This window comes from Mesorhizobium sp. M7A.F.Ca.US.007.01.2.1, from assembly GCF_003998165.1.
Taxonomy (GTDB): domain Bacteria; phylum Pseudomonadota; class Alphaproteobacteria; order Rhizobiales; family Rhizobiaceae; genus Mesorhizobium; species Mesorhizobium ciceri.
In genome coordinates, this window is sequence record NZ_RZQP01000004.1 from 57037 (window position 1) to 81915 (window position 24879).

Consider the following 24879-nt stretch of genomic DNA (forward strand, 5'->3'; position numbering starts at 1 on the left):
GACATGTCGATCCAGACTATCGAGGACACCAAGGTGAAGGCCTTTCCCGCCAAGCCGGCGGAGGTCATCGCCTTCACTGCCAAGGCACGGCGCCGCTTCGAGCCGCTCGCCATCGCCGGCAAACTGGCGAGCGCGCTGGTGCCGCCCATCATCGTCATCGCGCTGATGCTGGTCGTCTGGCAGATCGCCTGTTCGTCGCCGACATCGAGCCTGCCGCCGCCGACCCAGGTGTGGAACGAGGCCTACGACCTGATAGCGCATCCGTTCTTCGACAATGGCCCGCAGGATATAGGTCTGGCCTGGCGCGTGCTGATCTCGCTGCAGCGCGTCGCCGTCGGCTTCGGCCTGGCGGCGGTCGTCGGCGTCGCGCTCGGTGCGCTGGTCGGCCAGTCGATCTGGGCGATGCGCGGCCTCGACCCGGTGTTCCAGATCCTGCGCACGGTGCCGCCGCTGGCCTGGCTGCCGCTGTCGCTGGCGGCGTTCCGTGATTCCAGCCCGTCGGCGATCTTCGTCATCTTCATCACCTCGATCTGGCCAATCATCATCAACACCGCGGTCGGCGTGCGCAACATTCCCGAGGACTACCGCAACGTCTCGCGCATCCTGCGGCTCAACCAGTTCGAATTCTTCGTCAAGATCATGGTGCCGGCCGCCGCGCCTTACATCTTCACCGGCTTGAGGATCGGCATCGGCCTGTCCTGGCTCGCCATCGTCGCCGCTGAAATGCTGACTGGCGGCGTCGGCATCGGCTTCTTCATCTGGGATGCGTGGAACTCGTCGCGGCTGCCCGACATCATCGTCGCGCTCGCCTATATCGGCGTCACCGGCTTCTGCCTCGACCGGCTGGTCGCGGCGGTCGGCGCCTTCGTCACCCGCGGCACAACGGCAAAGTGAGGAGAGGGGCGATGACGGCCTATCTGAAGCTCGACCATATCGACAAATCCTTCACGCGTGGTGCCCAGGTCAGCGAGGTGTTGAAGGACATCAGGCTGACCATCGACAAGGGCGAATTCGTCTCCATCATCGGCCATTCCGGCTGCGGCAAGTCGACCCTGCTCAATCTGATCGCCGGGCTGACCAAGGTGTCGGCCGGCGCCGTGCTGCTCGAGGACAAGGAGGTCGACAGCCCTGGACCGGAACGCGCCGTGGTGTTCCAGAACCACTCGCTGCTGCCGTGGCTGACCGTCTACGAAAACATCAACCTGGCGGTGTCGAAGGTCTTCGGCCGTTCGAAGAGCAAAGTCGAGCGGCATGACTGGATCATGCGCAATCTCGACCTCGTGCAGATGGCGCATGCCAAGGACAAGCGCCCGGCGGAAATCTCCGGGGGCATGAAGCAGCGCGTCGGCATCGCCCGGGCGCTGGCGATGGAGCCGAAGATCCTGCTGCTCGACGAGCCGTTCGGCGCGCTCGATGCGCTGACGCGGGCCCATCTGCAGGACGCGGTGATGGACATCCATTCCAGGCTCGGCTCGACGACGATCATGATCACCCATGACGTCGACGAGGCGGTGCTGCTCTCCGACCGCATCGTCATGATGACCAACGGTCCGGCGGCGACCATCGGCGAAGTGCTTGCCGTGCCGCTGGCGCGGCCGCGCCGGCGCGTCGAACTCTCTTCCGACCGGACCTTCCTGCGCTGCCGCGAGGCGGTTCTGAAGTTCCTCTACGAACGCCACCGCTTCGTCGAAGCCGCGGAGTAGCACCATGAGCGAAAGACTTGTCATCATCGGCAATGGCATGGCCCCCGGGCGCATGCTGGAGCACCTGCTGGAACAGGCTCCGGGCCGCTACACCGTCACCATCTTCAACGCCGAGCCGCGCGTCAATTACGACCGCATCATGCTGTCGCCGGTGCTGTCGGGCGAGAAGGCCTATGAGGAGATCATCATCCATGGCGACGGCTGGTACATCGCCAACAACATCACCCTCTACAAGGGCCACAAGATCGTTGCCATCGACCGGACGGCGAAGACCGTCACCTCGGATCACGGCGTCACCGAGCCCTACGACAAGCTCGTCATCGCCACCGGCTCGGTACCGTTCATCATTCCGGTTCCGGGCCATGACCTGCCGGGCGTGCTGACCTATCGCGATCTCGACGACGTGCAGGCGATGATGCTCGCTGCCCAGTCGCGGGCCAAGGCGGTGGTCATCGGCGGCGGCCTGCTGGGTCTGGAGGCGGCGGCGGGCCTCAACGCGCAAGGCATGGACGTCACCGTGCTGCATGTCATGCCGACCTTGATGGAGCGCCAGCTCGATCCGGCCGCCGGCTATCTCTTGCAGCGTGCGGTGGAGCAGCGCGGCATCAAGGTCATCACCAAGGCCAACACACAGGCTATCACCGGCAACGGCAAGGTCGGACAGGTGGAACTTGCTGACGGCACCATTATCCCAGCAACGCTTGTGGTGATGGCCGTCGGCATCAGGCCGAATTCGGCGCTGGCCAAACAGGCCGGCATCGCCGTTAACAGGGGCATCGTCGTCGATGCCGGCATGCGCAGCAACGATCCCGACATCTACGCGCTCGGCGAATGTGCCGAGGTCAACGGCCAGGTCTATGGCCTCGTCGCGCCGCTCTACGAGATGGCGCGCGTCACAGCCAGCCAGCTTGCCGGCAACGAAGCGGCGGCCTTCGTCCATATGGACACGCCGACCAAGCTCAAGGTCACCGGCATCGACCTGTTCTCGCTCGGCGACTTCGCCGAGGGCGAGGACCGCCAGGAGATCGTGCTGCGCGATGCGGCGGCCGGCGTCTACAAGCGGCTTGTGCTGAAGGACGACCGCATCATCGGCACCGTGCTCTATGGCGAGACGGCGGACGGCGCCTGGTTCAACGATCTCAAGAAAAAGCAGACCGACATATCGGAGATGCGCGATACGCTCATCTTCGGCCAGTCCTACCAGGGGGGTGCCCCGCTGGACCCTATGGCGGCCGTTGCAGCCTTGCCGGATGATGCGGAGATCTGCGGCTGCAACGGCGTTTGCAAGGGGAAGATCACCGGCGCGATCACGGCCAAGGGCCTGACCTCGCTCGACGACGTGCGCGCCCACACCAAGGCGTCGGCCTCCTGCGGCTCCTGCACCGGGCTGGTCGAGAAGCTGATGGTGCTGACCATCGGCGACAAATACAATCCAGCGGCGGTGCAGCCGATGTGCGGCTGCACGACGCTCGGTCATGACGAGGTCCGCCGGCTGATCATCGCCAAGCGCCTGAAGACCATTCCCGCCGTCATGCAGGAACTGGAATGGACGACCTCCTGCGGCTGCGCCAAATGCCGGCCGGCGCTCAATTACTATCTCGTCTGCGACTGGCCGGACGACTACGCCGACGACTACCAGTCGCGCTTCATCAACGAGCGCGTCCACGCCAACATCCAGAAGGATGGCACCTATTCGGTGGTGCCGCGCATGTGGGGCGGGGTGACCAATGCCGCTGAACTGCGCGCCATCGCCGACGTTGTCGACAAGTTTGAAATCCCGATGGTCAAGGTCACCGGCGGCCAGCGCATCGACATGCTCGGCATCCGCAAGGAAGACCTGCCGGCGGTGTGGGCCGATCTCGGCCAGGCCGGCTTCGTCTCCGGCCACGCCTATGCCAAGGGGTTGCGCACGGTGAAGACCTGCGTCGGCTCGGACTGGTGCCGCTTCGGCACGCAGGATTCGACGGGCCTCGGCATCCGCATCGAAAAATTCATGTGGGGCTCGTGGACGCCGGCCAAGGTCAAGATGGCGGTGTCGGGTTGCCCCAGGAATTGCGCCGAGGCGACCTGCAAGGATGTCGGCGTGATCTGCGTCGACTCCGGTTACGAGATCCATTTTGCCGGCGCGGCCGGCCTCGACATCAAGGGCACCGAAGTACTCGGCCTGGTCAGAACCGAGGACGAGGCGCTGGAGCATATCGTGGCGCTGACGCAGATGTACCGCGAGCAGGGCCGCTACCTCGAGCGCATCTACAAATGGGCCAAGCGCATCGGCATCCCCGAGATCAAGCGCCAGATCATGGACGATGGCGACAAGCGCAAGGCCTATTACGAGCGCTTCGTCTTCAGCCAGAAATTCGCCCAGGTCGACCCGTGGTCGGAACGCGTTTCCGGCAAGGACAAGCACGAATTCCGGCCAATGGCTTCGGTCGGTTTTGCGCAGGCGGCGGAGTGAGCGTCATGAACTGGATATCGATAGGCTCTCTCTCCGACATCCCTCGCCGCGGCGCGCGCTGCGTCGCCACGCCGGAAGGAAAAATCGCGGTCTTCCGCACCCAGGACGATCAGGTCTACGCCATCGACGACCATTGCCCGCACAGAGGCGGACCGCTCAGCCAGGGCATCGTGCACGGCGCGGCGGTGACCTGTCCCTTGCACAATTGGGTGATTTCGCTGGAAACGGGCAAGGCGCTCGGCGCCGACGAGGGCGCGGTGCGCACCATTCCGGTGCGGATCGAAGGCGAGCATCTGTTCATTGCGCTGGAAGCGCTGGTCAGCCGCGCGGCCTGACCCCATGGAGATCGATGAAGCGCGCGAGGTGAGGACCACCTGCCCCTATTGCGGGGTGGGCTGCGGCGTGCTGGCGAAGGTCGCCGCGGACGGGCAAGTGTCCGTGCGCGGCGACCCCGACCACCCGGCCAATTTCGGCCGGCTCTGCTCCAAGGGCTCGGCACTGGCCGAGACCATCGATCTCGACGGCAGGCTGCTTCATCCAGAGATCCACGGCCGCCGCGCCGGCTGGGACGAGGCGCTCGACCTCGTCGCCTCGACCTTCTCGCAAACCATTGCCGAGCACGGGCCCGATGCGGTCGCCTTCTATGTCTCCGGCCAGTTGCTGACCGAGGACTACTACGTCGCCAACAAGCTGATGAAGGGCTTTGTCGGCTCCGCCAATATCGACACCAATTCGCGCCTGTGCATGGCCTCTTCGGTCGCCGGCCACCGCCGCGCTTTCGGCTCCGACACCGTGCCCGGAACCTATGACGATCTGGAGCTTGCCGACCTGATCGTGCTGGTCGGCTCCAATCTCGCCTGGTGCCATCCGGTGCTCTACCAGCGCATCGCGGCTGCCCGGGAAAAGCGGCCGGAGATGAAGATCGTGCTGGTCGACCCGCGTCGCACCATGACCGCTGACATTGCCGATATGCATCTGGCGATCGCGCCGGATGGCGACATCGCTTTGTTCACCGGGCTGCTCGCCTACCTCGGCCAGCACAATGCGCTCGACCGCACCTATATCACGACGCACACGACGGGCTTCGGGCAAGCGCTTTTCGCCGCCTCCGCGCTGGACCTGGCTGGCGTCGCCGCTGCCACGGGCCTGAGCGAGGACGAGCTTGACCGGTTCTACAGCCTGTTCGCGGCGACCTCCAAGACCGTGACCGTCTACAGCCAAGGGGTGAACCAGTCGTCTTCGGGCACCGACAAGGTCAATGCCATCATCAACTGCCATTTGGCCACCGGCCGCATCGGCAAGCCAGGGGCAGGGCCGTTTTCGGTGACCGGCCAGCCCAACGCCATGGGCGGGCGCGAGGTCGGCGGCATGGCCAACATGCTGGCTGCCCATATGGAGATCGAAAACCCCGATCATCGCGACCGCGTGCAGCGCTTCTGGAACGCGCCGGCCGTTGCCGGAAAGCCCGGCCTGAAGGCAGTCGAGATGTTCAAGGCGGTTGCCGACGGGCACATCAAAGCGCTGTGGATCATGGCCACCAACCCGGTCGATTCGATGCCGGACGCCGATGCCGTCGAAGCGGCGATCAAGGCGTGCCCGTTCGTGGTGGTGTCGGACGTGCTGGCCCGGACCGATACCGTCCGCCACGCCCATGTCCGGCTGCCCGCCGCCGCCTGGGGCGAGAAGGATGGCACCGTCACCAATTCCGAACGCCGTGTGTCGCGCCAGCGCGCTTTTTTGCGCGTGCCCGGAGATGCGCTGCCTGACTGGCGGATTATTGCCGAGTTGGGCAAACGGATGGGGTTTGGTGAGGCGTTTTCCTACGCGTCGCCGGCGGAGGTGTTTGCCGAGCATGCCGCGCTGTCGGGTTTCGAGAATGATGGTGCGCGGGATTTCGACATCGGGGCTTATGCCGGGGTTGATGCGGAGGGATATGAGGCGCTTGAGCCGTTCCAATGGCCAGCGCCGAGCCAAGGCGCCCCCCTCTGGCCTGCCGGCCATCTCCCCCTCAAGGGGGGAGATCGGCTGTCATGGCCGTCTTCGCCAATTCACAACGTCGCAAAGCGAAAGCAGTCGGCAAAGCTGCCAATCTCCCCCCTTGAGGGGGAGATGGCCGGCAGGCGAGAGGGGGGCGCTCAAGCTGGAGGTTGGCCAGAAGGGGTCGGCACGACTGGGCTCCAGGCTCGCTTCTTCGCCAACGGCAACTTCTTCACACCCGACCGCAAGGCGCGCTTCATCGCCATCCGTCCCACCACGGAAATCCGCACCAGCCCCGATTATCCGCTGATCCTCAACACCGGCCGCATCCGCGACCATTGGCACACCATGACGCGGACGGGGAAAAGCCCGCGGCTTTCGCAGCACATCGCCGAGCCCTTCGTCGAAATCCACCCGGCGGATGCGCAGCGCTTCGGCATCGGTGACGCCGACATAGCGCGCGTTTCCAGCCCGCGCGGTGATGTGCTGGTGCGCGCGCTGGTGACGGCGCGCCAGCGCCAGGGCAGCCTGTTTGCGCCGATGCACTGGACCGATCAGTTCTCGGCAAAGGGCCGGCTCGACACGCTGACCGCGCCGCTGACCGATCCCATTTCCGGTCAGCCGGCGCTGAAACATGTCGCCGTCCGCATCGAGAAATTCGCGGCAAAGGCCTTTGGCTTTGCGGTGGCTCGGCAGCGGCCGGAGCCTAATACTGCGCCCTACTGGGCCGTGGCCAAGTGCAAGGGCGGCTGGCGGGTCGAGCTTGCCTTTGCCGATGACGACATCGACTGGGCAGGCTTTGCCGGGTCGCTGTTCGGTACGTCATTGGGTGCCGAAATATCAGCTTATCACGACCGCGACGTCGGCCAGCACCGCATCGCCGCCTTCGACGACGACCAACTGTCAGGCGCCTTGTTCGTCGCGCCCGGCCCGGTCGCCGTGTCGCGCGGCTGGGCGGCGGAACAACTGAGCGCCGATCATGTTGATCGGCGCAGCAGGCTGGCGATCGTGGCCGGGCGGCCGGGCGGGATCGACGTCGATCGCGGCGCCATCGTCTGCTCCTGCTTCGGCGTTGGCGCCAACCAGATCACGGAAGCGGTACGCCGCGGCTGCGGCAGCGTCGCGGCAATCGGCGCGGCCCTGAATGCCGGCACGAATTGCGGCTCCTGCCGCGCCGAGATCAGGGTCATCATCGACGCACAGAGCCTCCAGGCAGCCGAGTGATCGTCCTGACCAAAGGGGCCTGCGCGACGGTGCTGGTTGGGCTATGGTGGCTCAGGCGTGCTACGTCGCGCACGAATCATCCTCAGTCAGGGTCATCCAATGGCAAATCCCCCGCGCCGACCGACAAATCCGATGGCGGCCGCCGAGGCGGCTTTCAAGCCGGTGAAGAAGCCGGCTGCCCCGGTCCGAGAGCCCACGGCCGCTCCAGGCGTCAGGGAGCTTGTTTCGATCCGAATCGACCGCGCCGTGCTGGACCATTTCCAGGAGGATGGACCCGGCTGGCAGGACCGCATCAACGACGCCTTGCGGCGTGTGATAGAAGGCAAGCCGATCGTTACCGGGGGTGATCGTTCAGACGACGAGTAGCGGCTGTTCCAGCCGGCTCACGCTTCGAAGTGCAGGATGTAGAGCTTCCGCGTCTTCTCGTGGATCGTCCATTCGCCTTTCCAGCCTTTCGGCAGCACCAGCATTTCGCCCGGACCAACGTCCTCGCTGCGGCCATCGGGACCATGCAGCGAGACCCGGCCTGACACGATGTGGCAGGTTTCGGAATTGGTCTCGCGCGAGGCCGTGAAGCGGCCCGGCGTGCACTCCCAGACGCCGACTTCCAGTGCGCCATCCGGCGAGGTCCACAGCGTCGTCGAGGCTTCGAACTGATCGCCGCTGATCGAGGTCGGCTTGGGCTCAGGCTCGCCGAGGTCGATGGAGGCGAGGTGGGCGAAGGTCTGGAAGTCGGTCATGGCAGTCTCTCAATGTCCTGTGATGCGGTCGGCGATTGCGGCCAGTTTCGACGTGTGCTGGAGGCCGGCTTCCTCGCGCTCGTCGGCGACGCGATAGAGCTGATACATCGAGTGGACGCCGAGCCAGCGCATCGGCTCTGGCTCCCATTTGCTGACCTTTCGGTTGACCCAGGGCAGGCGGGTCAATTCGGTGTCGCGGCGCAGGATGAGATCGCGCAGCGTTCGGCCTGAAAGGTTGGAACTCGAGACGCCGAGCCCGACATAGCCGCCGGCCCAGCCGATGCCGGTTTCAAGATCGAGCCCTGCCGTCGTGCACCAGTCGCGCGGCACGCCCAGCACGCCGCACCAGGCGTGGTCGATGCGAAGCCTGGCTGTCTGCGGCAGCAGCCGGGTGAGGATCGCGTGCAGGCTTTCGATCGTGGCCTGCTGCGTTTGGCCGCGCACATCCGTTTGCGAGCCGTAACGATAGGGTACGCCGCGTCCGCCCATGGTGATGCGGCCTTCCCTGGTGCGCTGCGCATAGCAATAGGCGTGCGCGGAGTCGCCCAGAAGCTCATGGCCCTCCCAGCCGATCTCGTCCCACAGTGATTGCGGCAGCGGCTCGGTGATGATCTGTGCGCTGTTGAGCGGCAGCCAGAGCCGTTCATTGCCTGGTATGCCGGCCGTGAACCCTTCCGTGGCACGGATGATGATCGGCGCGCGCACGGTGCCGCGGTTCGTCGTGACCTTGCCCTTCTCGATGCCGGTCACGGTGGTCTGCTCGTAGATCGGCACACCGAGCCGCTCGACGGCTTCGGACAGGCCGCGCACCAGCTTGGCCGGCTGCACACGCGCGGTGCCGTGGTGGATATAACCGCCAAGCACATTCCTGATGTTGATGCGGGCCTTGGCCTCTGCCTGGCCGATCAGGCTGACACGCTCGCTCGGCACGCTCCAGCCGATCGCATCGGCATAGGCGGCGTTGATCCGTTCGAGCTGCGGCGGGTTGGTCGCCACCGTCAGATTGTCGACGCGGCGGATGTCGGCATCGATGCCTTCGGCTTCGGTCACCTTGATCACTTCGTCGACCGTGCCATGCATGGCCGTTTCCATGTCGATGACAGCGCCGCGCGTCGAGGTCTGCAGATATTTCTCGCGCGACCAGCTGAAGCCGCCGGACAGCCAGCCGCCATTGCGGCCCGACGCGCCGAAGCCGGCGAACTCCCGCTCGACGATGGCGATGCGGATCGATGGATCGGCCTTCTTCAGGTAATAAGCCGTCCACAGGCCGGTGTAGCCGGCGCCGACGATGCAGACATCGGCTTCGAGATCGCCCGGAAGCGGCGCGCGATAGGGCGGCAGGCCGATGTCGGCATACCAGAACGAGACGTTGCCGTTGACTTTGGCGTCCATGTCTAAAAATCCTGCGGGGAAAGAGCGATCAGGTCATCGTCATGTCGGCGCGGTCGTCGTCGGCAAGAAGTTTTGCATCGACGACCGACCAGCGCAGATCGACCGTGTCACCAATCGAGAACGGTGTGGCTTCCAGCGACGCGCGTACGATGGCGACCGAGCCGTCGCGCAACGTCACCTGGTATTTCGAGCCGGAGCCCAGATAGATCGCCTCGCTGACTTGACCGGTGAGGCTGTTCTGCCCGGCGGCGGGAGGCGTGTTGGTGCCGGCAAGCGAAAGCTTCTCCGGCCGCAGCAGGACCACCGGTTTGCTGCCGCTGGCGAGCTTGCCGTTGGCCACGATCTTCTGGCCGGCGATCGTCAGGCTGGTTTCGTTTCCGGACGTCAGGGCGGTGCCACGCAAACTGGTCGATTCGCCGATGAACTTGGCCACGAACAGGGTCGTCGGCTCGTCGTAGAGCTGGCGGCCGGTTCCGACCTGTTCGATGCGGCCCTGATTGAAGACGGCGATGCGGTCGGACAGGACCAGCGCTTCTTCTTGGTCGTGCGTCACATAGACGAAGGTGGTGCCGAGTTCGCGGTGGATGCGCTTGATCTCCAGCTGCAGCCATTCGCGCAGTTTCTTGTCGAGCGCGCCGAGCGGTTCGTCCATCAACAGCAGCGGCGGATCGAAGACGATGGCGCGCGCCAGCGCCACGCGCTGCTGCTGGCCGCCGGAAAGTTCGGAGGGATAGCGATGCGCGAAGTCGGCCATCTTGACCATGTCCAGCGCGCGCACGACGAGACGGTCGCGCGCCTGCTTGTCCATGCCGCGCAAGGTGAGGGGATAGGCGACGTTCTTGCCGACCGTCATATGCGGAAACAGCGCGTAGTGCTGGAAGACAACGCCGATGTTGCGCTTGTGCGCCGGCAGGGCGACGATGCTTTTGCCGCCAACGGCGAGGTCGCCGGAGGTGAGGTCGGTGAAGCCCGCCACGACGTTGAGCGTCGTGGTCTTGCCCGAGCCGCTGGGGCCGAGCAGCGTCATGAACTCGCCCGGCTCGATATGCAGGCTGACATCGTCGAGTGCGGTGAAATTGCCGTAGCGCTTGGTTGCGCCCTTGATGTCGATGGCCGCGCCGCGTTTCCTCGCAGTCATCTCAACTCCTCGTCGATTTCGAGCTGATGATCAGCCCGGCGCTGATGATCAGCGTCGTGGCAATGAAGATGATGGTTCCGACGGCCGTCACCGTCGGATCGGCGTCGCGGGTGATGCTGGTGAAGATCTGCACCGGCAAGGTCTTCAGGTAGGGACTGGTGATGAACAGCGCGACGATGATCTCATCGAAGGAGGTGACGAAGGCAAACAAAAGCCCGGACAGGATGCCGGGCGCGATCAGCGGCAAGGTCACGGTGCGGAACGTGGTGAAGCGGTTGGCGCCGAGGCTTGCCGCCGCCGTCTCCAGCCGCGCGTCGAAGACTTCGAGGCTTGCCGACACGGCGATGATGACGAAGGGGATCGCCAGCATCGTATGTGCGATGACGAAGCCGGTGGTGGTGCCGACGAGCTGGTAGTCGAGATAGACGGCGTAGATGCCGATGGCCAGCACCACGCCGGGCACGATCATCGGCGTGATCAGGATGGCGCGCAGCAGGCCGGCGCCGGAATGTTTCATGCGGCTGAGGCCGAGCGACGCCAGCGTGCCGATCAGCGTGGCGGCGACGGCGACGAGGCCCGCGACCCTCAGCGAATTGAAGAAGCTCGACAGCCAATCGGGGTTGGTGAAGAAATTCTCGTACCATTGCCAGGAGAAACCGGACGGCGGGAAAGCGAGCGACTTCTTCTCGTTGAATGACATCGGGATGATGACCAGCGTCGGCATCACCAGCCAGACGGCGACCAGCAGGCAGAACAGACCGAGCAGAAGGCGGGATGGTGCCAGTCTCATGATCTGGACGCCTGCTTGTGGCGCTGGCGCATCAGCGGGGCGGCGAGCGCCAGAAGCACGAAGGTCGCGACCAGCAGCACGACGCCCATGGCGCCGCCGCGGCCCCAGTTGAGCAGGCTGAGCACCTGGCTCTGCACCAGCGTCGACAGCATGGTGCTGCGCGGGCCGCCGAGCAGGGCAGGCGTGATGTAGAAGCCGAGCGACAGGATGAAGACGATGATGGCGCCGGCGAAAACGCCGGGCAGCGACAGCGGCAGATAGATTTGCAGGAAGGCGCGTGCCGGGCGCGCACCAAGGCTGCGCGCCGCCTGCACGAGGCGCAGATCGATGCCGCGCATGACCGAATAGAGCGGCAGGATCATGAACGGCAGCAGCACCTGCGCCATGCCGATGACGACGCCGGTCTGCGTGCGGATCAGCTTCACGCCGTCAAAGCCGAGCAGCCTGATGACCGAATTGATGATGCCGGAATCCTGCAGCAGGATGACCCAGGCCAGGGTGCGCACCACGCCGCTGACCCAGAACGGCACCAAAACGCACAGGATGAGGACCAGCCGCAGGCGCGGTCCGACCGCCGTCATGAGATAGGCATAGGGGTAGGCGGCGATGACGCAAACGATGGTGACCCAGGCTGCGATGGAAAAGGTGCGCCACAGGACGGTGACGTTCACCGGGGTGGAAAAGAACCAGACATAGTTCTGCAAGCCCCAAGATGGGTCCGAGAAGCTGCGCAGCGTGACGGTCAGCAAGGGATAGCCCATCGCGGCGATGAGCAAAGCCAAGGCGGGCATCGCCAGCAGCGAAGGATAGGCAGCAAGGCGCGGGCGCCGCTGCGGCGCCCGCACGGCACCTGGCGGCCGAGGATGATCACCCCCGGCCGTCGGCGTATGCGATGTCTGGCTCACGCCGTCACCTTAGCGGTAGCCGGCTCAGTTGCCGGCCATCAGCGCTGTCCACTTGTCGGACGCGGCGGCGAAGTTGGCGACCCAGAACTTGATGTTCTGCTGATAGCCGAGCTTGGCGTGGTCCGGCGTGTTGGTCAGAAAGGCGGCGACGGATGCGTCGACCTTCGGCTGTGCCTCGTTGTTGATCGGCGAGTAGGAGGTCTGCTCGGTCAGAATCTCCTGCGACTTCTTGCCGAGATAGGCGTTGATCAGCGCGTAGGAAGCGTCGGTATCCTTGGCGCCGACCGGGATGGTCAGCTGGTCCATGACGACCAGCCAGTCCTTCCACACCGGCGTGTAGGCAGCGCCGTTCTTGACCGCCGTCATGGCGCGGCCGGTCCACATGATGATCATGTCGGCCTCGCCGGATTCGGCGAGCTGCTGGGATTCTGCGCCGGTCTTCCAGAAGATGGTGTCGGGACCGATCGCCTTGATCTTGGCGATGCCCTTGTCGATGTCGGCCGGCGTCATGGCGTCGACCTTGCCGCCGTCTGCCAGGATGGCCTGTTCGATCAGGCCGCCGAGCGGGCTGCCGCTGCCGTCGATGGCGCGGGTGCCGGGAAATTTCGCGGTGTCGAAGAAGTCCTTCCAGTCCTTCGGCGGATTGTCCTTGTACGTGTCGTTCTTGTACATCAGGACCATGCCGTAGTTCATCGCCGGCACGCTGCACTCGCCGACCTGTCCGGGCGGGATGTGCGAGATGTCGAGCTTGGTCAAATCCAGCTTCTGGAACAGTTTTCCGCAATGCACGAAGGGCGGAAAATCGTCCGTATCGACGACATCCCAGGTCACATTGCCTGATTCGACCTGCGCCTGAAGCTTGGCGATTTCGGTCGGCCCATCGTTCAAAAGCTTGACGCCGCTCTTGTCGACGAATTCCTTGAGGGCGGCGACCTGGCCGTCCTGGTAGATGCCGCCATAGGAGACGAAGGTCAGCGTCTTTCCCTTCAGCGAGCCGTCCACCACGGTCCCGGCCGGCGGCGCGTTCTGCGCGTGAGCGGCGGCCGCAAGCAAGGCCAGTGCGGCGGCGCCGACGAACCCGGCCAATCTTGATCTGCTTCCCATTTTCTAACCCTCCGATGGCTCGCTGTTTGATTTTGGTAGGCCGGGCGCGAGCGTTTTCCGGGCTACATATTGGTCGAGGTCGACGGCGCCGCTGGTCGGCGGCGCAATGATCCACAGCACTTCGGCCACCGTATCGCCGACATTGATCGTCCGGTGGGGCGTCGAGGTCGAATATTCGATGCTATCGCCCTCTTCGAGGGTGAAGCTCTCCTCGCCGAGCGTCAGTTGCACGCGTCCGCGCAGCACGAGGAACATCTCGCTCGCGTTGCCGTGCGTGTAGGGCACGTCGCCGGTCGAGCCGCCGACGGCGAACTCGCCGCAATAGACTTCCATCTCGCGGATCGGCCGGCGCGACAGCAGCGTCTTGCGGTAGCCTTCGCTGGTCGGCAGCGCCGGCCGCTCGCTGCGTGTCAGCACCGCGTGCGGCGACACTTCGCATTCGTCGAAAAGATCGGCGAGGCTGATGCCGAGTGCATTGGCAATCAGCATCAGCGTGCTGGTGTTGGCGCCGGAAAGGCCGCGCTCGAGCTGGCTCAGGAAACTGGCGGTGGTGCCGATCATGTCGCCGAGCTGGCGCAGCGTCAGGCGCCGCGTCGTGCGATAGGCCTTGATCCGATCGCCCAATACCGTCGAGCGGCGCGCTTCGGCGCTGGTCGCGGCATTGTCGTTGAGTGCGTGATCCGCAGCGATTTTCATGGCGATCTCAGGGTTCACTTAACATGCTATTAAGTGGGGCGTCCTGGCAAGCGGATTCGCCTGGTCACCTGAAAATCATCGATGGACCTGCAGAGGGGCATGATCGGCCGACCGGCAACCCGGTTCAGCTCGATCACTGGATCATGAAGCGCGAACTGAATGGCAGGCTTGCCGCGCCGACGGCCTTCGGGCTGATGGTGACGCGCGCCGGCAGCGCTTCGATGCCGGGGAATTCCCGGCCGATGTCGTCGCACAAGGCCTCGGCAATCTTTTGCGGCGCATAACTGGACAGGACGACCGTCCTGAACTCGACAAACTGGGTCAGCGCGGAGATCGACGCTTTCAAGCGGTCGGAACACTCGCCCAGCCATGCGCTGTAGGCCTCGCCCAGATCGGGCCACTCAGGGCTGCTGCTCCAGATGATTTCGGACGGGCGCCCGCGCATGGCCAGTTCGCTCTCCAGGCGCATCAGGCCGTGATCGAAGCTGGCGCTGGAGTTTCCCTTGTAGATCTGGTGGTTGAGGATGAGCCTGCTCTGCAGCCGTGCTCCGAGATAGAAGAACAGATAATCGTTGAGCGGCTTTGCGACGCCGAACATGCTCTCGCCGCCGGCCGCAGCGGTGATGTCGTTCTGCACGAAAACCGGCAGCTTGATCTGTTCCTCGATTTCAGCCTGCAAGGCTTTGAGCGAGGTGCTCGATCCGTTGCGGGTTGCAGCCATCGTGTCGACATCGTCGGGAACCGCCAGGCCGATGCCGGCAACCCGGCTGCGCGCCTCGACCGGCAGGCTGGTCATGGCTTGCCCGATCGCGCCGAACAGATCGCTGCTTTGCGGGAAGGGATTGGCTTCATCCGCCGGCAACTGCGTGTGGAAGCGCACCGTGCCGATAAAGTCGATAAGCGCGATGTCGATCCTGCGCCGGCTGAAGCCGACGCCAACTGCATAGGCGCCCTCCGGGTTGAGTGAAAGCGGGATCGTCGGCGGCCCGACGCGGCCGCGCTGCGCCTCGCCCTGCGAGACCAGGCCCTCCTGCTCGAGCGAGCGAACGATGACCGAAGCCGTCTGCGCCGACAGGCCGGTCTTCTCGCCGATTTCCATCCGCGAAATGCCTTCGTTCTGAAGCAGCAGGGACAGCACCAACCGCTCGTTGTAGCTGCGGACGCTCAATGCATTCAGCCCGCTCGCACGATCGGCGATGCGCAAGGGATTGGGTGGTGCGAATCTCATGTCAGGCAAAGGTCGCCCCGTCGGTAAGAGGGCGTTGCCTGGCGGCGGTATGGTTGCTCATGTCGAGCGGCTCCAGCCGATGGCATCGACCGCGCGGGCGAGCGCGGTGCCCAGCAATCTGTGCGCCTCGGCATCGATGTGAAAGCCGTCCGCCTCGCTGCACGACACCACCGAGCCGGCATCGAAAAAGTGCAGTTCGAGCGAGTCCGCCAGGACTTCGAATTCGAGGGCGAGCAGGCGCGATTTCTCGGGTGCGCCGGCGAAGATGGACTTCCATTCCTTGACGTCGTCCTGCATCGGCGGCGGCGCCACGATCATGATCTCGGGCGTCGAGCCGCCCGGACCTGGCGCCAGCTCCTTGATGTCGTAGACGAGGCAGCCGATGCCCATCGCCACTTCCGACGGCGGCTTGTTGAAGCGGATCTTGAGATCGTTGGTGCCGAGCATGATGATGACGAGGTCGAGCGTCGCATGGCTCTGCAGGCAAGGACGAAGATAGGTTCGGCCGTTCTTGTGGGCGCCCTCGATCGGGTCGTCGTGGACGGTGGTGCGGCCGCTCAACCCCTCCTCGATGACATACCAGTCAGGGCCCAGCTGAGAACGCAATATGCCCGGCCAGCGTTCACCCGGACCATAGCGCTCGAGCGGCCCCCTGCCGGGGATCTGGCCGTGCGTGTTGGAGTCGCCGTAGCACAAGACTGATCGCATGTTTTTCCCGCCGGGACAGACTGCGCGCCGAAGCCGGCGAGCGCCATTCATGATGGATAGTGGAGCGGTGAAAGGCAAGCAAGGGAATAGTCATTCAACCTGACTAACTATTGACAGGGCGAATCCGCTGTGCTTCTAAAGTGCCCGGAGGAGTTCTCGACCGTCATCATCGTCCAGCAGAAGTTGGGCTTCGACACGCATGTGTTCGGGGGCGGGAGAATTGCGCGCATCGGTCGGTTTGTGACGGGGGCATGCATTGGGAGAGCGTCTCGTGGCCATACGAATTTGTAGGCCGGAGCAACCACAAGGAGGAGTGTTCAATGTTAGGATTGCTGAAAACCGTCGGCCTGGGGATGCTCGTTGCGTCCACGCTTGCCGTGACGTCCTTGGCGCATGCGCAAGACGTCAAGCTGATGGACGGCGTGGCGCCGCGCCCCGACGACACGCGCATGACCGCCGCCGGTGCGTTCAAGAAGGACCCGCCCTGGGTCATCGGCATGAGCGACTTCGGTGTCAACGCAAACACCTGGACGGTGCAGGTGGCGCATGAGGCGGAGAACGCCGCGGCCAAGGACAAGCGCATCTCGAAATTCATCCTGCTCGATGCCGGCTTCGACCAGAAGAAGCAGGTGGCCGATATCGAGGACCTGATCGCACAGCATGTCGACGCCATCATCGTTCAACCGGTGACCAGCACGTCGGCCAATGCCAGCATCGCCAAGGCGGTCGCCGCCGGCATCCCGGTCATCCTTCACACAGGGCGTATCGATTCCGACGCCTACACCACCGAAATCCAGGGCGGCGCCGAGCACTTCGGCAAGGTGATGGGCGACTGGCTGGTGAAGACCGTCGGTGACAATGGCAAGATCTGGGTCCTGCGTGGCCTGGCCGGCCATCCGGAAGACACCAACCGCTACAACGGCCTCCTGGAATCGCTCAAGGGCACGCATGTGCAGATCATTGCCGAGGAGCATGGCGACTGGCAGTACGACAAGGCCAAGAAGCTGTGCGAGACGCTCTATCTGAACAATCCGCAGGTCGACGGCATCTGGTCGTCCGGTGCCGACATGACGCGCGCCTGCGTCGATGTCTTCAAGCAGTTCGGCACACCCATTCCGCCGATTTCGGGCGAGGGCAACAATGGCTATTTCGGCCAGTGGATTACGGATGGGTTCAAGTCGATCTCTCCGGAATACAGTCCCGCCCAGGGCGCTGCCGGCGTGCGCGCCGCCGTTGCCCTTCTGGAAGGCAAGCAGCTCTACAAGCGCTATGTCTACAATCCCGACGGATGGGACCAGGACAAGGCCAAGAAATACTATCGCGACGACCTGACCGCCAATGTCTGGTGGCCAAGCGAACTGCCGGAAGACAAGCTCAAGGAATACTACGGCAAGAAGTGACGGCGCCGTGGCTGGCGGGGAGTGGACAAACATTCCCCGCAGGCCGTTCCATGTGTTGAATCCGGTTCGTTCGAGGGTTTCGTGACCAATCTTGTCGAGATGTCCCACATTTCGAAGGCATTCGGAGGGAGCAAGGCGCTCCACTCCGTTTCCCTCGACCTCAAGGCGGGCAGCGTCCATGCCCTGATGGGCGAGAACGGTGCCGGCAAATCGACGTTGATGAAGATTCTGGCGGGCGTGCATCAGCCCGATTCCGGCAAGATCTTCATGAGCGGCGAGAAGCTCGATCTGAAGTCGCCGCGCGCCGCGCTCGATGCCGGCATTTCGACCGTTTTCCAGGAGCATTCGCTGCTGCCCAATCTGTCGATCGCCGAGAACATGTTCCTCGGCCGGGAGCCGACGACCCGGTTTGGCTCGATCGACTATCCCGCGATGAAAAGCCAGACCGCCAGGGCGCTTGGCGAACTCGGCCTCACGCTCGACCCGTCGCAACTCGTTTCCAACCTGACGATCGCCGAGCGGCAATTCGTCGAGATCGCGCATTGCATCCAGGCCGACGCCAGCGTGCTCATCCTCGATGAGCCGACGGCGGCGCTCAACGCGGCCGATGTCGATGTGCTCAACCGCAACATCCGCCGGCTGCGCGACAAGGGAAAAGCCATCGTCTACATCTCGCATCGCATGGAGGAGATCTTCGAGTTGTGCGACACGGTGACGGTGCTGAAGGATGGCGCACTGGTCGGCACCAAGACGGTGTCCGAGATCACCACCGACGAACTCATCGCCATGATGGTCGGACGCGAACTCCAGGACCTTTTTCCCGATCGTACGGGCGATGTAGGCGATGAGATACTGCGCGTCGAAAACCTCAAGATCACCGAGACATCGCAGCCGCTCTCGCTGACTTTGCACAAGGGCGAGATCGTCGCCCTGGCCGGGCTGGAAGGGCAGGGCCAGCAGCGCTTCCTGCGATCGCTGATTGGCCGCTACCATCCCTTCGCCGGGACGATTTCCATCAACGGCAAGGCGCTGAAGATGCCGCTCCCGGCGTCGGCGGGCGTTCGGTATTTGCAGCAGCTGAAGGTCGGCTTCGTTCCCGAGGACCGCAAGGAAGAGGGGCTCTTCCTCGCTTTGCCGATCGCCCACAACATCGCCATCGGATTGCATTCGAGGCGCCCGGAACTTGCGCCGGCGCGGCCATATCGAAACGTCATCGCCCGCATGATGGAGGTCATGAACATAAAGGCGGCGGGCCTGTCGGCTGCGGTCGGTTCGCTGTCGGGCGGCAACCAGCAAAAGGTTCTGCTCGGCCGCTACCTTGCCGCCGATCTCGATCTTCTGCTGGTCGAAGAGCCGACGCGCGGCGTCGACATCGGCGCCAAGTCCGAGATCTACCATCTTCTGCGGGACTTCACCGCGAAGGGCGGCGCGGTGCTGGTGCTGTCGCGCGAGACGATCGAGCTGATCGGGCTCTGCGACCGCATCTACGTCGTCCATCACGACACGATCGTGGCCGAAATGCCGGCAGCGCAGGCGAGCGAACACAAGATTCTCGACGCGGCCCTCATGGGCGGCTCCACGCGCCAGCATTAGGGGCCTGCCATGGTTCGTTCGGTTTTCAACATCCTGAATGGCCGGAACACGCGGCAGGGCCTGTGGGGCCTGCCGCTGCTGGTCGCCTTGCTCATTTCGCTGTGGCTGACCGTCGAGACGACGCAGTTCGCCACGGCAGAAAACCTCTTCAACCTGGTTGCCCAGGCGATGCCGCTGATCATCGCGGCGATCGGACAGCTCGTCGTCGTGCTCATCGGCGGGCTCGACCTGTCGGTCGGCTCGGTCATCAGCTTCACCACCGCGGTGCTGGCGCTCGACCAGCCAGCGATTGTGTTGATCCCGGCGGTCTTCGTGCTGGCGGCAGTCATCGGGCTGATCAACGGTCTGGCGATCACCCGTTTCAACGTCCATCCGATCATCGCGACGCTGTCGACGCAGTACATCGTGCTCGGCATCACGCGCATCCTGCGGCCCGTCTCCGGCGGCACGGTGCCGGAGATCGTCATCGATGCCGTCTCGGGCAGTTTCCTCGGCATTCCCTATCCGGTTTTCTGGGGCATCGTCGTGATCCTGGCAGCGTGGAAACTGCTCTACGGATCCCGGTATGGGCTGCATCTGTTTGCGATCGGCGGCGGCATCGCGTCCGGCGCCGAGAGTGCTGCCCGCAATTTCGGCGTCTCCGACCGCCGCAACATCATCCTCGCCTATGTGATCTGTTCCTGTTTCGCAGCCGTTGCCGGTGTCTTCCTGGCCGGGCGCATCGTGTCGGGCGATCCGAATGTCGGGCTGCTTTTCGAACTCGATACCGTCACCGCCGTGGCGCTTGGAGGCACCCAGCTTTCCGGTGGCATAGGCAGCCTGCACGGCACCGTGATCGGCGCGCTGGTCATGGCGCTGCTGGCCAATGGCATGAACCTCGCCAACGTCTCGCCGTTTGTCCAGACCGCGATCAAGGGCGGCATCCTGCTGGCGGTGGTCGGGCTGCAATCCCGCAAGAAGATGGGGCTCTGAAAGATGGCTGCCGTTCTCGCAAATCCGATCGCCCGGCGCCTGCTGCGCATACCGCCGTCCTATTTTGTCTTCCTCGTGCTGCTGGCCACGCTGTGGGTCGCACGGCCGAACATGCTCAACCTCAACATCATGGGTATCTTCGTCAGGCAGATCGTCCCGCTCGGCATCCTGGTTCTGGGGCAGCTCGTCGTCATGCGGGTGAAGTCGATCGACCTTTCCGGCGGCGGCATCATCCTGCTCATCAACTATTTCATTTCGTCAGGCACTTTCCCCGGCGCGTCGATGCCTTTCTTCGTCGTGCTGGCGCTCGGTACCGGCCTCGTCATCGGCCTGTTCAACGGCTTCATGATAGGGAGCCGGCGGGTGTCGGCGGTCATCGTCACGCTGGCGGTCAGCATCATCCTGGTCGGGCTGGTGCAGTTCCTGTCGAGCGGCAATCCGCCCGGCGATGTGCCGAAGCTGTTCAACGACCTCTACAACACGAAATTCCTGTCGGTTCCGACGCCGGTGCTGTTCTGGGTCCTGCTGACCGCTTTGGTGTGGCTGCTGCTGTCGCGGACCGTCTTTGGCCGCTACGTCGCCTCGGTCGGGGAGAATGCCGAAGCCGCGCATTTTTCCGGCGTGCCGGTCCAGCGCACGGTGATCCTTGCGCACACGCTCGCCGGCCTGATCGCGGCGATCGCGGCCCTGGTACAGACCGGTTCGATCGCCGTCGGCAGCGTCCGTGTCGGCCTCGACCTGCCGATCCTGGCGGTCGCGGCAACGATCCTCGGCGGCGTCGTCTTCGGTCGCGGCGACGGTGGCGTCTGGGGACCTTTCTTCGGGGCGTTGTGCTTTGCTCTGCTGTTCGTGGTGATGACCGTGCTCGGCATCGACGAGCCCGGCAAGCTTATCGCGCAGGGCGTCATCATCCTGGGTGCCGCGATCTTCTACGGAGTGCGGGTGCGAAACCCCTGACCTGAGACGGCGAAAAGCAAGCCGACCGGCGTTCGCCGGGACCGACAAATCCACGCGTTCAGACAATTGCAAACAGATGGAGAAACATGGATGTCACCGCCAAAAAACATCATGTGCTACGGCGACTCGCTGACCTGGGGCTGGGTTCCGGTCAAGGAGGGGTCGCCGACCTACCGCTACCCCTATGACCAGCGCTGGACCGGTGTGATGGCGGCGGCGCTGGGAGGGGGCTACCACATCATCGAGGAAGGCCTGAGCGCGCGCACGACCTGTCTCGACGACCCCAACGATCCGCGCCTGAACGGGGCGAACTACCTGCCCTCGGCCATCGCCAGCCATCTGCCGCTGGACCTGGTCATCGTCATGCTCGGCACCAACGACACCAAGTCCTATTTCCGCCGGACGCCTTATGAGATCGCCAATGGAATGGCGAAACTGGTCGGGCAAATCCTGACCAGTGCCGGCGGCATCGGCACCCCTTATCCGGCCCCCAAGGCGCTGGTCATTGCGCCGCCGCCGCTGACCCCGATGCCCGATCCATGGTTCGAGGGCATGTTCGGCGGCGGGCACGAAAAATCCAGGGACCTGGCCAGGCAGTACAAGGCGATGGCGGATTTCATGAAGATCGATTTCCTCAATGCCGGCGATTACCTCACCACGGACGGTGTCGACGGAATTCATTTCACCGCCGCAAACAACGCCGATCTGGGACGCGCCGTCGCCGACAAGGTCAAGTCGATCCTCGAGCCGGGCCAGGTCAGCACCGCCGCTTGAAGCCGCCACGCCCGTCGGCTTGCGGCACACAGGCTCACGGCGCAGGTGTGTCGCAGGTTCCTCCGGCGATGCACATCGATGCGGGGCCGAACGATGCGTTTGGCCCCGCATTGATATGGCGCCCGGCGCCGGCAGATGTGCGTCGATCTAGGGGCTTGGCCTCGGAACATCATCGGCCGATGCTTTGGTTTGACGATCGAAGACGACCGCCAGGCCGTTCTTGACGGCAAGTGAGGCGACCATGTCGTCGAGCTCGCGATCGGGAATGGCGGGTTTGAGGACCTGCCGGATGGCCCGATAGGCCTGCTCGGTCGACACATAGTCATAGCGCTTTTTACGCGCTTCCACATATTGCTCGATGAGAATGCCCAATCGGCGGGCGGCTATGTCATCTGGCTGCTGCAAGGGAGCCTCCTCAAGCGTCGATCGTTTGCAGACCCCTCGGATGTAAAAACCCACGCTGCGAAAGTTAAGGCCTGCGGCTGGTCCGAAGCCAAATAAATACGCTGTGGTCATCGACGATCCGCACGGCAGCCAAGCCAAGCGTCGGTCAAGGCCTTGGGCGAAATAGGGCGGCAGCGATCGGCTCCCAAGCGCGGAGCGATCCGCCCAGACCTGTATTCACAACAGCGCCGACAGAGCGGCCATGAAGTGGTCGTTTTCCGAAGTCGAGCCGATGCTGACACGCACATAGGTGTCAAAGCCCTGCTGCTTCCACGGTTTGACGATGACCCCTTGCCGCAGCAGGCCTTCGACGAAGACGGAGGCATCTTGCCGGCAGTTGAAGAACAGGAAATTGCCTCTGGAGGCGGCGACGTCGAGGCCCTTGCTCGCCAGGAAAGTCTCGACGCGTTTTCTCTCCGCCCTGGCCAGAGCTACGACCCTGGCGAGGTGTTCGTCATCGGCCAGCGCCGCGAATGCTGCGGCCTGGGCCATGCCGTTGGCGTTGAAAGGCGTGCGGACGCGTTCGAGCAGCGCGCGCAGCTCCGGGTCGCCGACGATGCCGAAGCCGATCCGCAATCCGGCCAGGCCGAACGCCTTGGAAAAGGTCCGAAGCACGATCCAGGGCCGGTCGAGCTTTCCCAGATAGGGCAGGGATGACGCATAGTCGTCGCCCTTGGCATATTCGGCATAGGCTTCGTCGATGACGATCAGCGTCACGTCGCTCGTCGCATCCAGAACCCTCGACAGATCGCCGCCGGAGAGCCAGCTGCCGACCGGGTTCATCGGGTTCGAGAACAGCAGCATGCGCGGCCGTTCGCGCACCGCCTCGACCAGCGCATCGACATTGATGGTCAGATCGTCGTTGACGACAACGCGCTTGACGGTAGCGCCCATCAACGTCGTGTAGTCCTCATGCAGCGGAAACGACGGATAGAGCGTGACGACGGCGTCGCCCGGCCGCAACACGGCGCGGCTGATGACGGAGAGAAGATCTTCGGAACCGTTGCCGAGGATAATCTGGTCCTCGGCGACGGCATATTTGTCGCCGATCGCCTGGCGCAGCTTGCGCCCGGCAGGGTCCGGATAGAGGCGGAACATCTCGGAGCCGGCATGCATCGTCGCGGCGAGGGTCGGGCTGGGCCCGAGCGGGTTTTCGTTCGAGCCCAGTTTGGCGATTCTGGCCGGTGCGTATCGTTTCCGCACCTCGTCAATGGTCAGTCCGGAATTGTAGGGCGACAGGCGGTTGACTTCGGTGCGGACCATATCCGAGGCTTTCGACACGGGCTGGCTCCTCTGCGGTGGATTTCGTCATCCGTACCGCAGCTGAAATGCTTTGTATATGCTTGTATATGTAAGCTGACCTGATAGTCTCTACGCCGAAGCGGAAACCGACACCGACCAGGAGGATCACATGCGCAACGCTTCTCTCTTCGATCTCTCCGGCAGGAAGGCGCTTGTCACCGGCGCCAGCCGTGGCATCGGGCGCAGCATCGCCGAAGCGCTGAGCGCTGCCGGCGCCGACGTCGCGGTCACGGCGCGCAGCCTGGCCGCGCTGGAGCACACGACGGTCGCCATCCGCGCGGCCGGTGGGGTGGCGCATGCCGTCGCTCTCGACGTCACCGATGTCGGCCGCTGCCGCGCAGCCACCAACGAGGCTGCCAGCCTGCTTGGTGGTCTCGACATTCTCATCAACAATGCCGGGATGGAGGAGGTGCGGCCCTCGCTCGATGTCGACGAGGCGCTGTGGGACAGGATCGTCGACACGAATCTGAAGGGAGCGTTCTTCTGCGCCCAGGCCGCCGCGCGGCAGATGCGCGACGCCGGCCGTCCCGGCACCATCATCAACCTGTGCTCGCTGACGTCGGAAGTCGGAATCCCAACCGCGGTGCCGTATGGCTCGTCGAAGTCCGGCCTGCTCGGCATGACGCGGGCGCTTGCGGCCGAGTGGGCGGAGCTTGGCATCAGGGTCAACGCCATCGCGCCGGGCTATTTCAGGACGGCGATGACGGACGTTTTTTACAACAACGAGGCATGGCAGCACTCCATGCTGGCCAAGATCCCGCAGCGGCGTTTCGGTGATCTCTCCGATCTGCATGGCATCGCCGTGTTCCTCGCTTCGGATGCGGCGGCCTACATAACCGGCCAGTCCATTCCGGTCGATGGCGGCTTTCTCGCCTCGATCTGATGAGGCAGGTTTGTCTCGGTAGTTTCGACGGGAAGGATGATGGAAAAATCGCTGGCGACCGTCACATAGACATGTATATACTTTTGCCCGAGTGAAGCCTCTCGACGGCTTTGATCCTTGTTCAGGGTCGACCTGTCGGCCCGCAGCATATGGCCGGCCTGCGCCAGCCGTCATTGCGTTCCAAGAGTTCCAGGAGAACGAGCAGCCATGTCCGACATCAGCTTCCACGATTTGTCATCCATCGATGCCGACCAGCGCGCCAGTCTGCTGAAGCGCGCCGAGGCCGATCTGACGGTCTTCGTCGAGAAGGTCCGGCCGATCATCCAGGCCGTCAAGGACGAAGGCGACGCCGCCTTGATCCGCTTCGCCAGGGAACTCGACAAGGCCAATGTCGCCGAGGGCGAGCTGCAGGTGTCGGAAGCCGAGTTCGACGCGGCGTTCGACAAGGTGGAAAAGGACGTCGTCGAGAGCATCCAGTTCGGCATCGACAACAT

24 protein-coding genes are annotated in these 24879 nt (G+C 64.1%); 13 read left to right on the forward strand and 11 right to left on the reverse strand.

Going from position 1 to position 24879, the window contains the following annotated elements:
* The first annotated feature begins 3 nt into the window (after nt 1-3).
* From ntrB to EN949_RS01470, 6 genes are all read left to right on the forward strand, one after another.
* Nucleotides 4-894: a nitrate ABC transporter permease gene (gene ntrB, locus EN949_RS01445; RefSeq protein ID WP_013530458.1), complete on the forward strand. Its 891-nt coding sequence runs from the start codon at nt 4-6 to the stop codon at nt 892-894.
* A gap of 11 nt (nt 895-905) precedes the next feature.
* Nucleotides 906-1703 carry an ABC transporter ATP-binding protein gene (locus EN949_RS01450; protein WP_013530459.1) on the forward strand — a complete coding sequence of 266 codons (798 nt, stop codon included), beginning with the start codon at nt 906-908 and terminating at the stop codon, nt 1701-1703.
* A gap of 4 nt (nt 1704-1707) precedes the next feature.
* Nucleotides 1708-4158, forward strand: coding sequence for a nitrite reductase large subunit NirB (gene nirB / locus EN949_RS01455; RefSeq protein ID WP_024503965.1), 2451 nt, complete (start codon nt 1708-1710; stop codon nt 4156-4158).
* Between the two features lie 5 nt (nt 4159-4163).
* Nucleotides 4164-4493 (forward strand): nitrite reductase small subunit NirD, encoded by a 330-nt coding sequence (gene nirD / locus EN949_RS01460; protein WP_063168698.1) that lies wholly within the window; start codon nt 4164-4166, stop codon nt 4491-4493.
* Nucleotides 4494-4497: 4 nt separating this feature from the next.
* On the forward strand, nt 4498-7359 hold the full coding sequence (locus tag EN949_RS01465; protein WP_063168697.1) for a nitrate reductase: 2862 nt from the start codon (nt 4498-4500) through the stop codon (nt 7357-7359).
* A 99-nt stretch (nt 7360-7458) separates the two neighbouring features.
* The gene (locus EN949_RS01470; protein WP_024503962.1) at nt 7459-7725 is read left to right on the forward strand and encodes a BrnA antitoxin family protein; all 267 of its coding nucleotides are present in this window, start codon (nt 7459-7461) and stop codon (nt 7723-7725) included.
* Nucleotides 7726-7742: 17 nt separating this feature from the next.
* On the opposite strand, the gene EN949_RS01475 is transcribed toward EN949_RS01470, so the two are convergent.
* From EN949_RS01475 to EN949_RS01515, 9 genes are all read right to left on the reverse strand, one after another.
* Complete coding sequence (locus EN949_RS01475; RefSeq protein WP_013530464.1) at nt 7743-8099, reverse strand: cupin domain-containing protein; 357 nt, start codon at nt 8097-8099, stop codon at nt 7743-7745.
* Between the two features lie 9 nt (nt 8100-8108).
* The gene (locus EN949_RS01480) at nt 8109-9491 is read right to left on the reverse strand and encodes an FAD-binding oxidoreductase (protein ID WP_063168696.1); all 1383 of its coding nucleotides are present in this window, start codon (nt 9489-9491) and stop codon (nt 8109-8111) included.
* Between the two features lie 28 nt (nt 9492-9519).
* Complete coding sequence (locus EN949_RS01485; RefSeq protein WP_024503959.1) at nt 9520-10629, reverse strand: ABC transporter ATP-binding protein; 1110 nt, start codon at nt 10627-10629, stop codon at nt 9520-9522.
* A 1-nt stretch (nt 10630) separates the two neighbouring features.
* The gene (locus EN949_RS01490; protein WP_027160917.1) at nt 10631-11419 is read right to left on the reverse strand and encodes an ABC transporter permease; all 789 of its coding nucleotides are present in this window, start codon (nt 11417-11419) and stop codon (nt 10631-10633) included.
* The gene (locus EN949_RS01495) at nt 11416-12324 is read right to left on the reverse strand and encodes an ABC transporter permease (protein ID WP_027160916.1); all 909 of its coding nucleotides are present in this window, start codon (nt 12322-12324) and stop codon (nt 11416-11418) included. The genes EN949_RS01490 and EN949_RS01495 overlap by 4 nt, the downstream gene beginning before the upstream one ends.
* A 24-nt stretch (nt 12325-12348) precedes the next feature.
* Nucleotides 12349-13428: an extracellular solute-binding protein gene (locus tag EN949_RS01500; protein ID WP_023809407.1), complete on the reverse strand. Its 1080-nt coding sequence runs from the start codon at nt 13426-13428 to the stop codon at nt 12349-12351.
* Between the two features lie 3 nt (nt 13429-13431).
* Nucleotides 13432-14124, reverse strand: coding sequence for an XRE family transcriptional regulator (locus EN949_RS01505; RefSeq protein WP_024503956.1), 693 nt, complete (start codon nt 14122-14124; stop codon nt 13432-13434).
* Between the two features lie 133 nt (nt 14125-14257).
* Nucleotides 14258-15352 carry an ROK family transcriptional regulator gene (locus tag EN949_RS01510; protein ID WP_013530471.1) on the reverse strand — a complete coding sequence of 365 codons (1095 nt, stop codon included), beginning with the start codon at nt 15350-15352 and terminating at the stop codon, nt 14258-14260.
* A 57-nt stretch (nt 15353-15409) separates the two neighbouring features.
* Nucleotides 15410-16060, reverse strand: a complete 651-nt coding sequence (locus EN949_RS01515) for an SGNH/GDSL hydrolase family protein (protein WP_023809404.1) — start codon at nt 16058-16060, stop codon at nt 15410-15412.
* A gap of 320 nt (nt 16061-16380) precedes the next feature.
* Here EN949_RS01515 and EN949_RS01520 point away from each other — a divergent pair, with 320 nt between their 5' ends.
* The 5 genes from EN949_RS01520 to EN949_RS01540 all read left to right on the forward strand — a co-directional run bounded on the left by EN949_RS01520 (nt 16381) and on the right by EN949_RS01540 (nt 21756).
* A complete protein-coding gene (locus tag EN949_RS01520; RefSeq protein WP_013530473.1) occupies nt 16381-17460 on the forward strand; it encodes a substrate-binding domain-containing protein in 1080 nt (359 codons plus the stop codon).
* 81 nt (nt 17461-17541) lie between these two features.
* The gene (locus EN949_RS01525; protein WP_127365995.1) at nt 17542-19053 is read left to right on the forward strand and encodes a sugar ABC transporter ATP-binding protein; all 1512 of its coding nucleotides are present in this window, start codon (nt 17542-17544) and stop codon (nt 19051-19053) included.
* 9 nt (nt 19054-19062) lie between these two features.
* Complete coding sequence (locus EN949_RS01530) at nt 19063-20025, forward strand: ABC transporter permease (RefSeq protein WP_013530475.1); 963 nt, start codon at nt 19063-19065, stop codon at nt 20023-20025.
* 3 nt (nt 20026-20028) lie between these two features.
* Nucleotides 20029-20982, forward strand: a complete 954-nt coding sequence (locus EN949_RS01535) for an ABC transporter permease (RefSeq protein WP_013530476.1) — start codon at nt 20029-20031, stop codon at nt 20980-20982.
* A gap of 90 nt (nt 20983-21072) precedes the next feature.
* Nucleotides 21073-21756: an SGNH/GDSL hydrolase family protein gene (locus tag EN949_RS01540; protein WP_013530477.1), complete on the forward strand. Its 684-nt coding sequence runs from the start codon at nt 21073-21075 to the stop codon at nt 21754-21756.
* A 147-nt stretch (nt 21757-21903) separates the two neighbouring features.
* Here EN949_RS01540 and EN949_RS01545 read toward each other — a convergent pair whose 3' ends face one another.
* Both EN949_RS01545 and EN949_RS01550 read right to left on the reverse strand, forming a co-directional pair.
* A complete protein-coding gene (locus EN949_RS01545; RefSeq protein ID WP_224620654.1) occupies nt 21904-22272 on the reverse strand; it encodes a hypothetical protein in 369 nt (122 codons plus the stop codon).
* Between the two features lie 105 nt (nt 22273-22377).
* Nucleotides 22378-23481 (reverse strand): histidinol-phosphate transaminase, encoded by a 1104-nt coding sequence (locus EN949_RS01550; protein ID WP_127366971.1) that lies wholly within the window; start codon nt 23479-23481, stop codon nt 22378-22380.
* Nucleotides 23482-23611: 130 nt separating this feature from the next.
* On the opposite strand from EN949_RS01550, the gene EN949_RS01555 reads away from it, so the two are divergent.
* Together EN949_RS01555 and EN949_RS01565 are read left to right on the forward strand one after the other, a co-directional pair.
* Nucleotides 23612-24385, forward strand: coding sequence for a glucose 1-dehydrogenase (locus EN949_RS01555; RefSeq protein WP_127366972.1), 774 nt, complete (start codon nt 23612-23614; stop codon nt 24383-24385).
* Nucleotides 24386-24592: 207 nt separating this feature from the next.
* A partial coding sequence (locus EN949_RS01565; protein ID WP_206534942.1) for a histidinol dehydrogenase occupies nt 24593-24879 on the forward strand: 287 nt, incomplete at its 3' end.

Excerpts from the sequence above, each read along its gene's own strand:
- ntrB (WP_013530458.1), top strand. The coding sequence starts at position 4 with ATGTCGATCCAGACTATCGAGGACACCAAGGTGAAGGCCTTTCCCGCC.
- EN949_RS01450 (WP_013530459.1), top strand. The coding sequence starts at position 906 with ATGACGGCCTATCTGAAGCTCGACCATATCGACAAATCCTTCACGCGT.
- nirB (WP_024503965.1), top strand. The coding sequence starts at position 1,708 with ATGAGCGAAAGACTTGTCATCATCGGCAATGGCATGGCCCCCGGGCGC.
- nirD (WP_063168698.1), top strand. The coding sequence starts at position 4,164 with ATGAACTGGATATCGATAGGCTCTCTCTCCGACATCCCTCGCCGCGGC.
- EN949_RS01465 (WP_063168697.1), top strand. The coding sequence starts at position 4,498 with ATGGAGATCGATGAAGCGCGCGAGGTGAGGACCACCTGCCCCTATTGC.
- EN949_RS01470 (WP_024503962.1), top strand. The coding sequence starts at position 7,459 with ATGGCAAATCCCCCGCGCCGACCGACAAATCCGATGGCGGCCGCCGAG.
- EN949_RS01475 (WP_013530464.1), bottom strand. The coding sequence starts at position 8,099 with ATGACCGACTTCCAGACCTTCGCCCACCTCGCCTCCATCGACCTCGGC.
- EN949_RS01480 (WP_063168696.1), bottom strand. The coding sequence starts at position 9,491 with ATGGACGCCAAAGTCAACGGCAACGTCTCGTTCTGGTATGCCGACATC.
- EN949_RS01485 (WP_024503959.1), bottom strand. The coding sequence starts at position 10,629 with ATGACTGCGAGGAAACGCGGCGCGGCCATCGACATCAAGGGCGCAACC.
- EN949_RS01490 (WP_027160917.1), bottom strand. The coding sequence starts at position 11,419 with ATGAGACTGGCACCATCCCGCCTTCTGCTCGGTCTGTTCTGCCTGCTG.
- EN949_RS01500 (WP_023809407.1), bottom strand. The coding sequence starts at position 13,428 with ATGGGAAGCAGATCAAGATTGGCCGGGTTCGTCGGCGCCGCCGCACTG.
- EN949_RS01505 (WP_024503956.1), bottom strand. The coding sequence starts at position 14,124 with ATGAAAATCGCTGCGGATCACGCACTCAACGACAATGCCGCGACCAGC.
- EN949_RS01510 (WP_013530471.1), bottom strand. The coding sequence starts at position 15,352 with ATGAGATTCGCACCACCCAATCCCTTGCGCATCGCCGATCGTGCGAGC.
- EN949_RS01515 (WP_023809404.1), bottom strand. The coding sequence starts at position 16,060 with ATGCGATCAGTCTTGTGCTACGGCGACTCCAACACGCACGGCCAGATC.
- EN949_RS01520 (WP_013530473.1), top strand. The coding sequence starts at position 16,381 with ATGTTAGGATTGCTGAAAACCGTCGGCCTGGGGATGCTCGTTGCGTCC.
- EN949_RS01530 (WP_013530475.1), top strand. The coding sequence starts at position 19,063 with ATGGTTCGTTCGGTTTTCAACATCCTGAATGGCCGGAACACGCGGCAG.
- EN949_RS01535 (WP_013530476.1), top strand. The coding sequence starts at position 20,029 with ATGGCTGCCGTTCTCGCAAATCCGATCGCCCGGCGCCTGCTGCGCATA.
- EN949_RS01540 (WP_013530477.1), top strand. The coding sequence starts at position 21,073 with ATGTCACCGCCAAAAAACATCATGTGCTACGGCGACTCGCTGACCTGG.
- EN949_RS01545 (WP_224620654.1), bottom strand. The coding sequence starts at position 22,272 with ATGACCACAGCGTATTTATTTGGCTTCGGACCAGCCGCAGGCCTTAAC.
- EN949_RS01555 (WP_127366972.1), top strand. The coding sequence starts at position 23,612 with ATGCGCAACGCTTCTCTCTTCGATCTCTCCGGCAGGAAGGCGCTTGTC.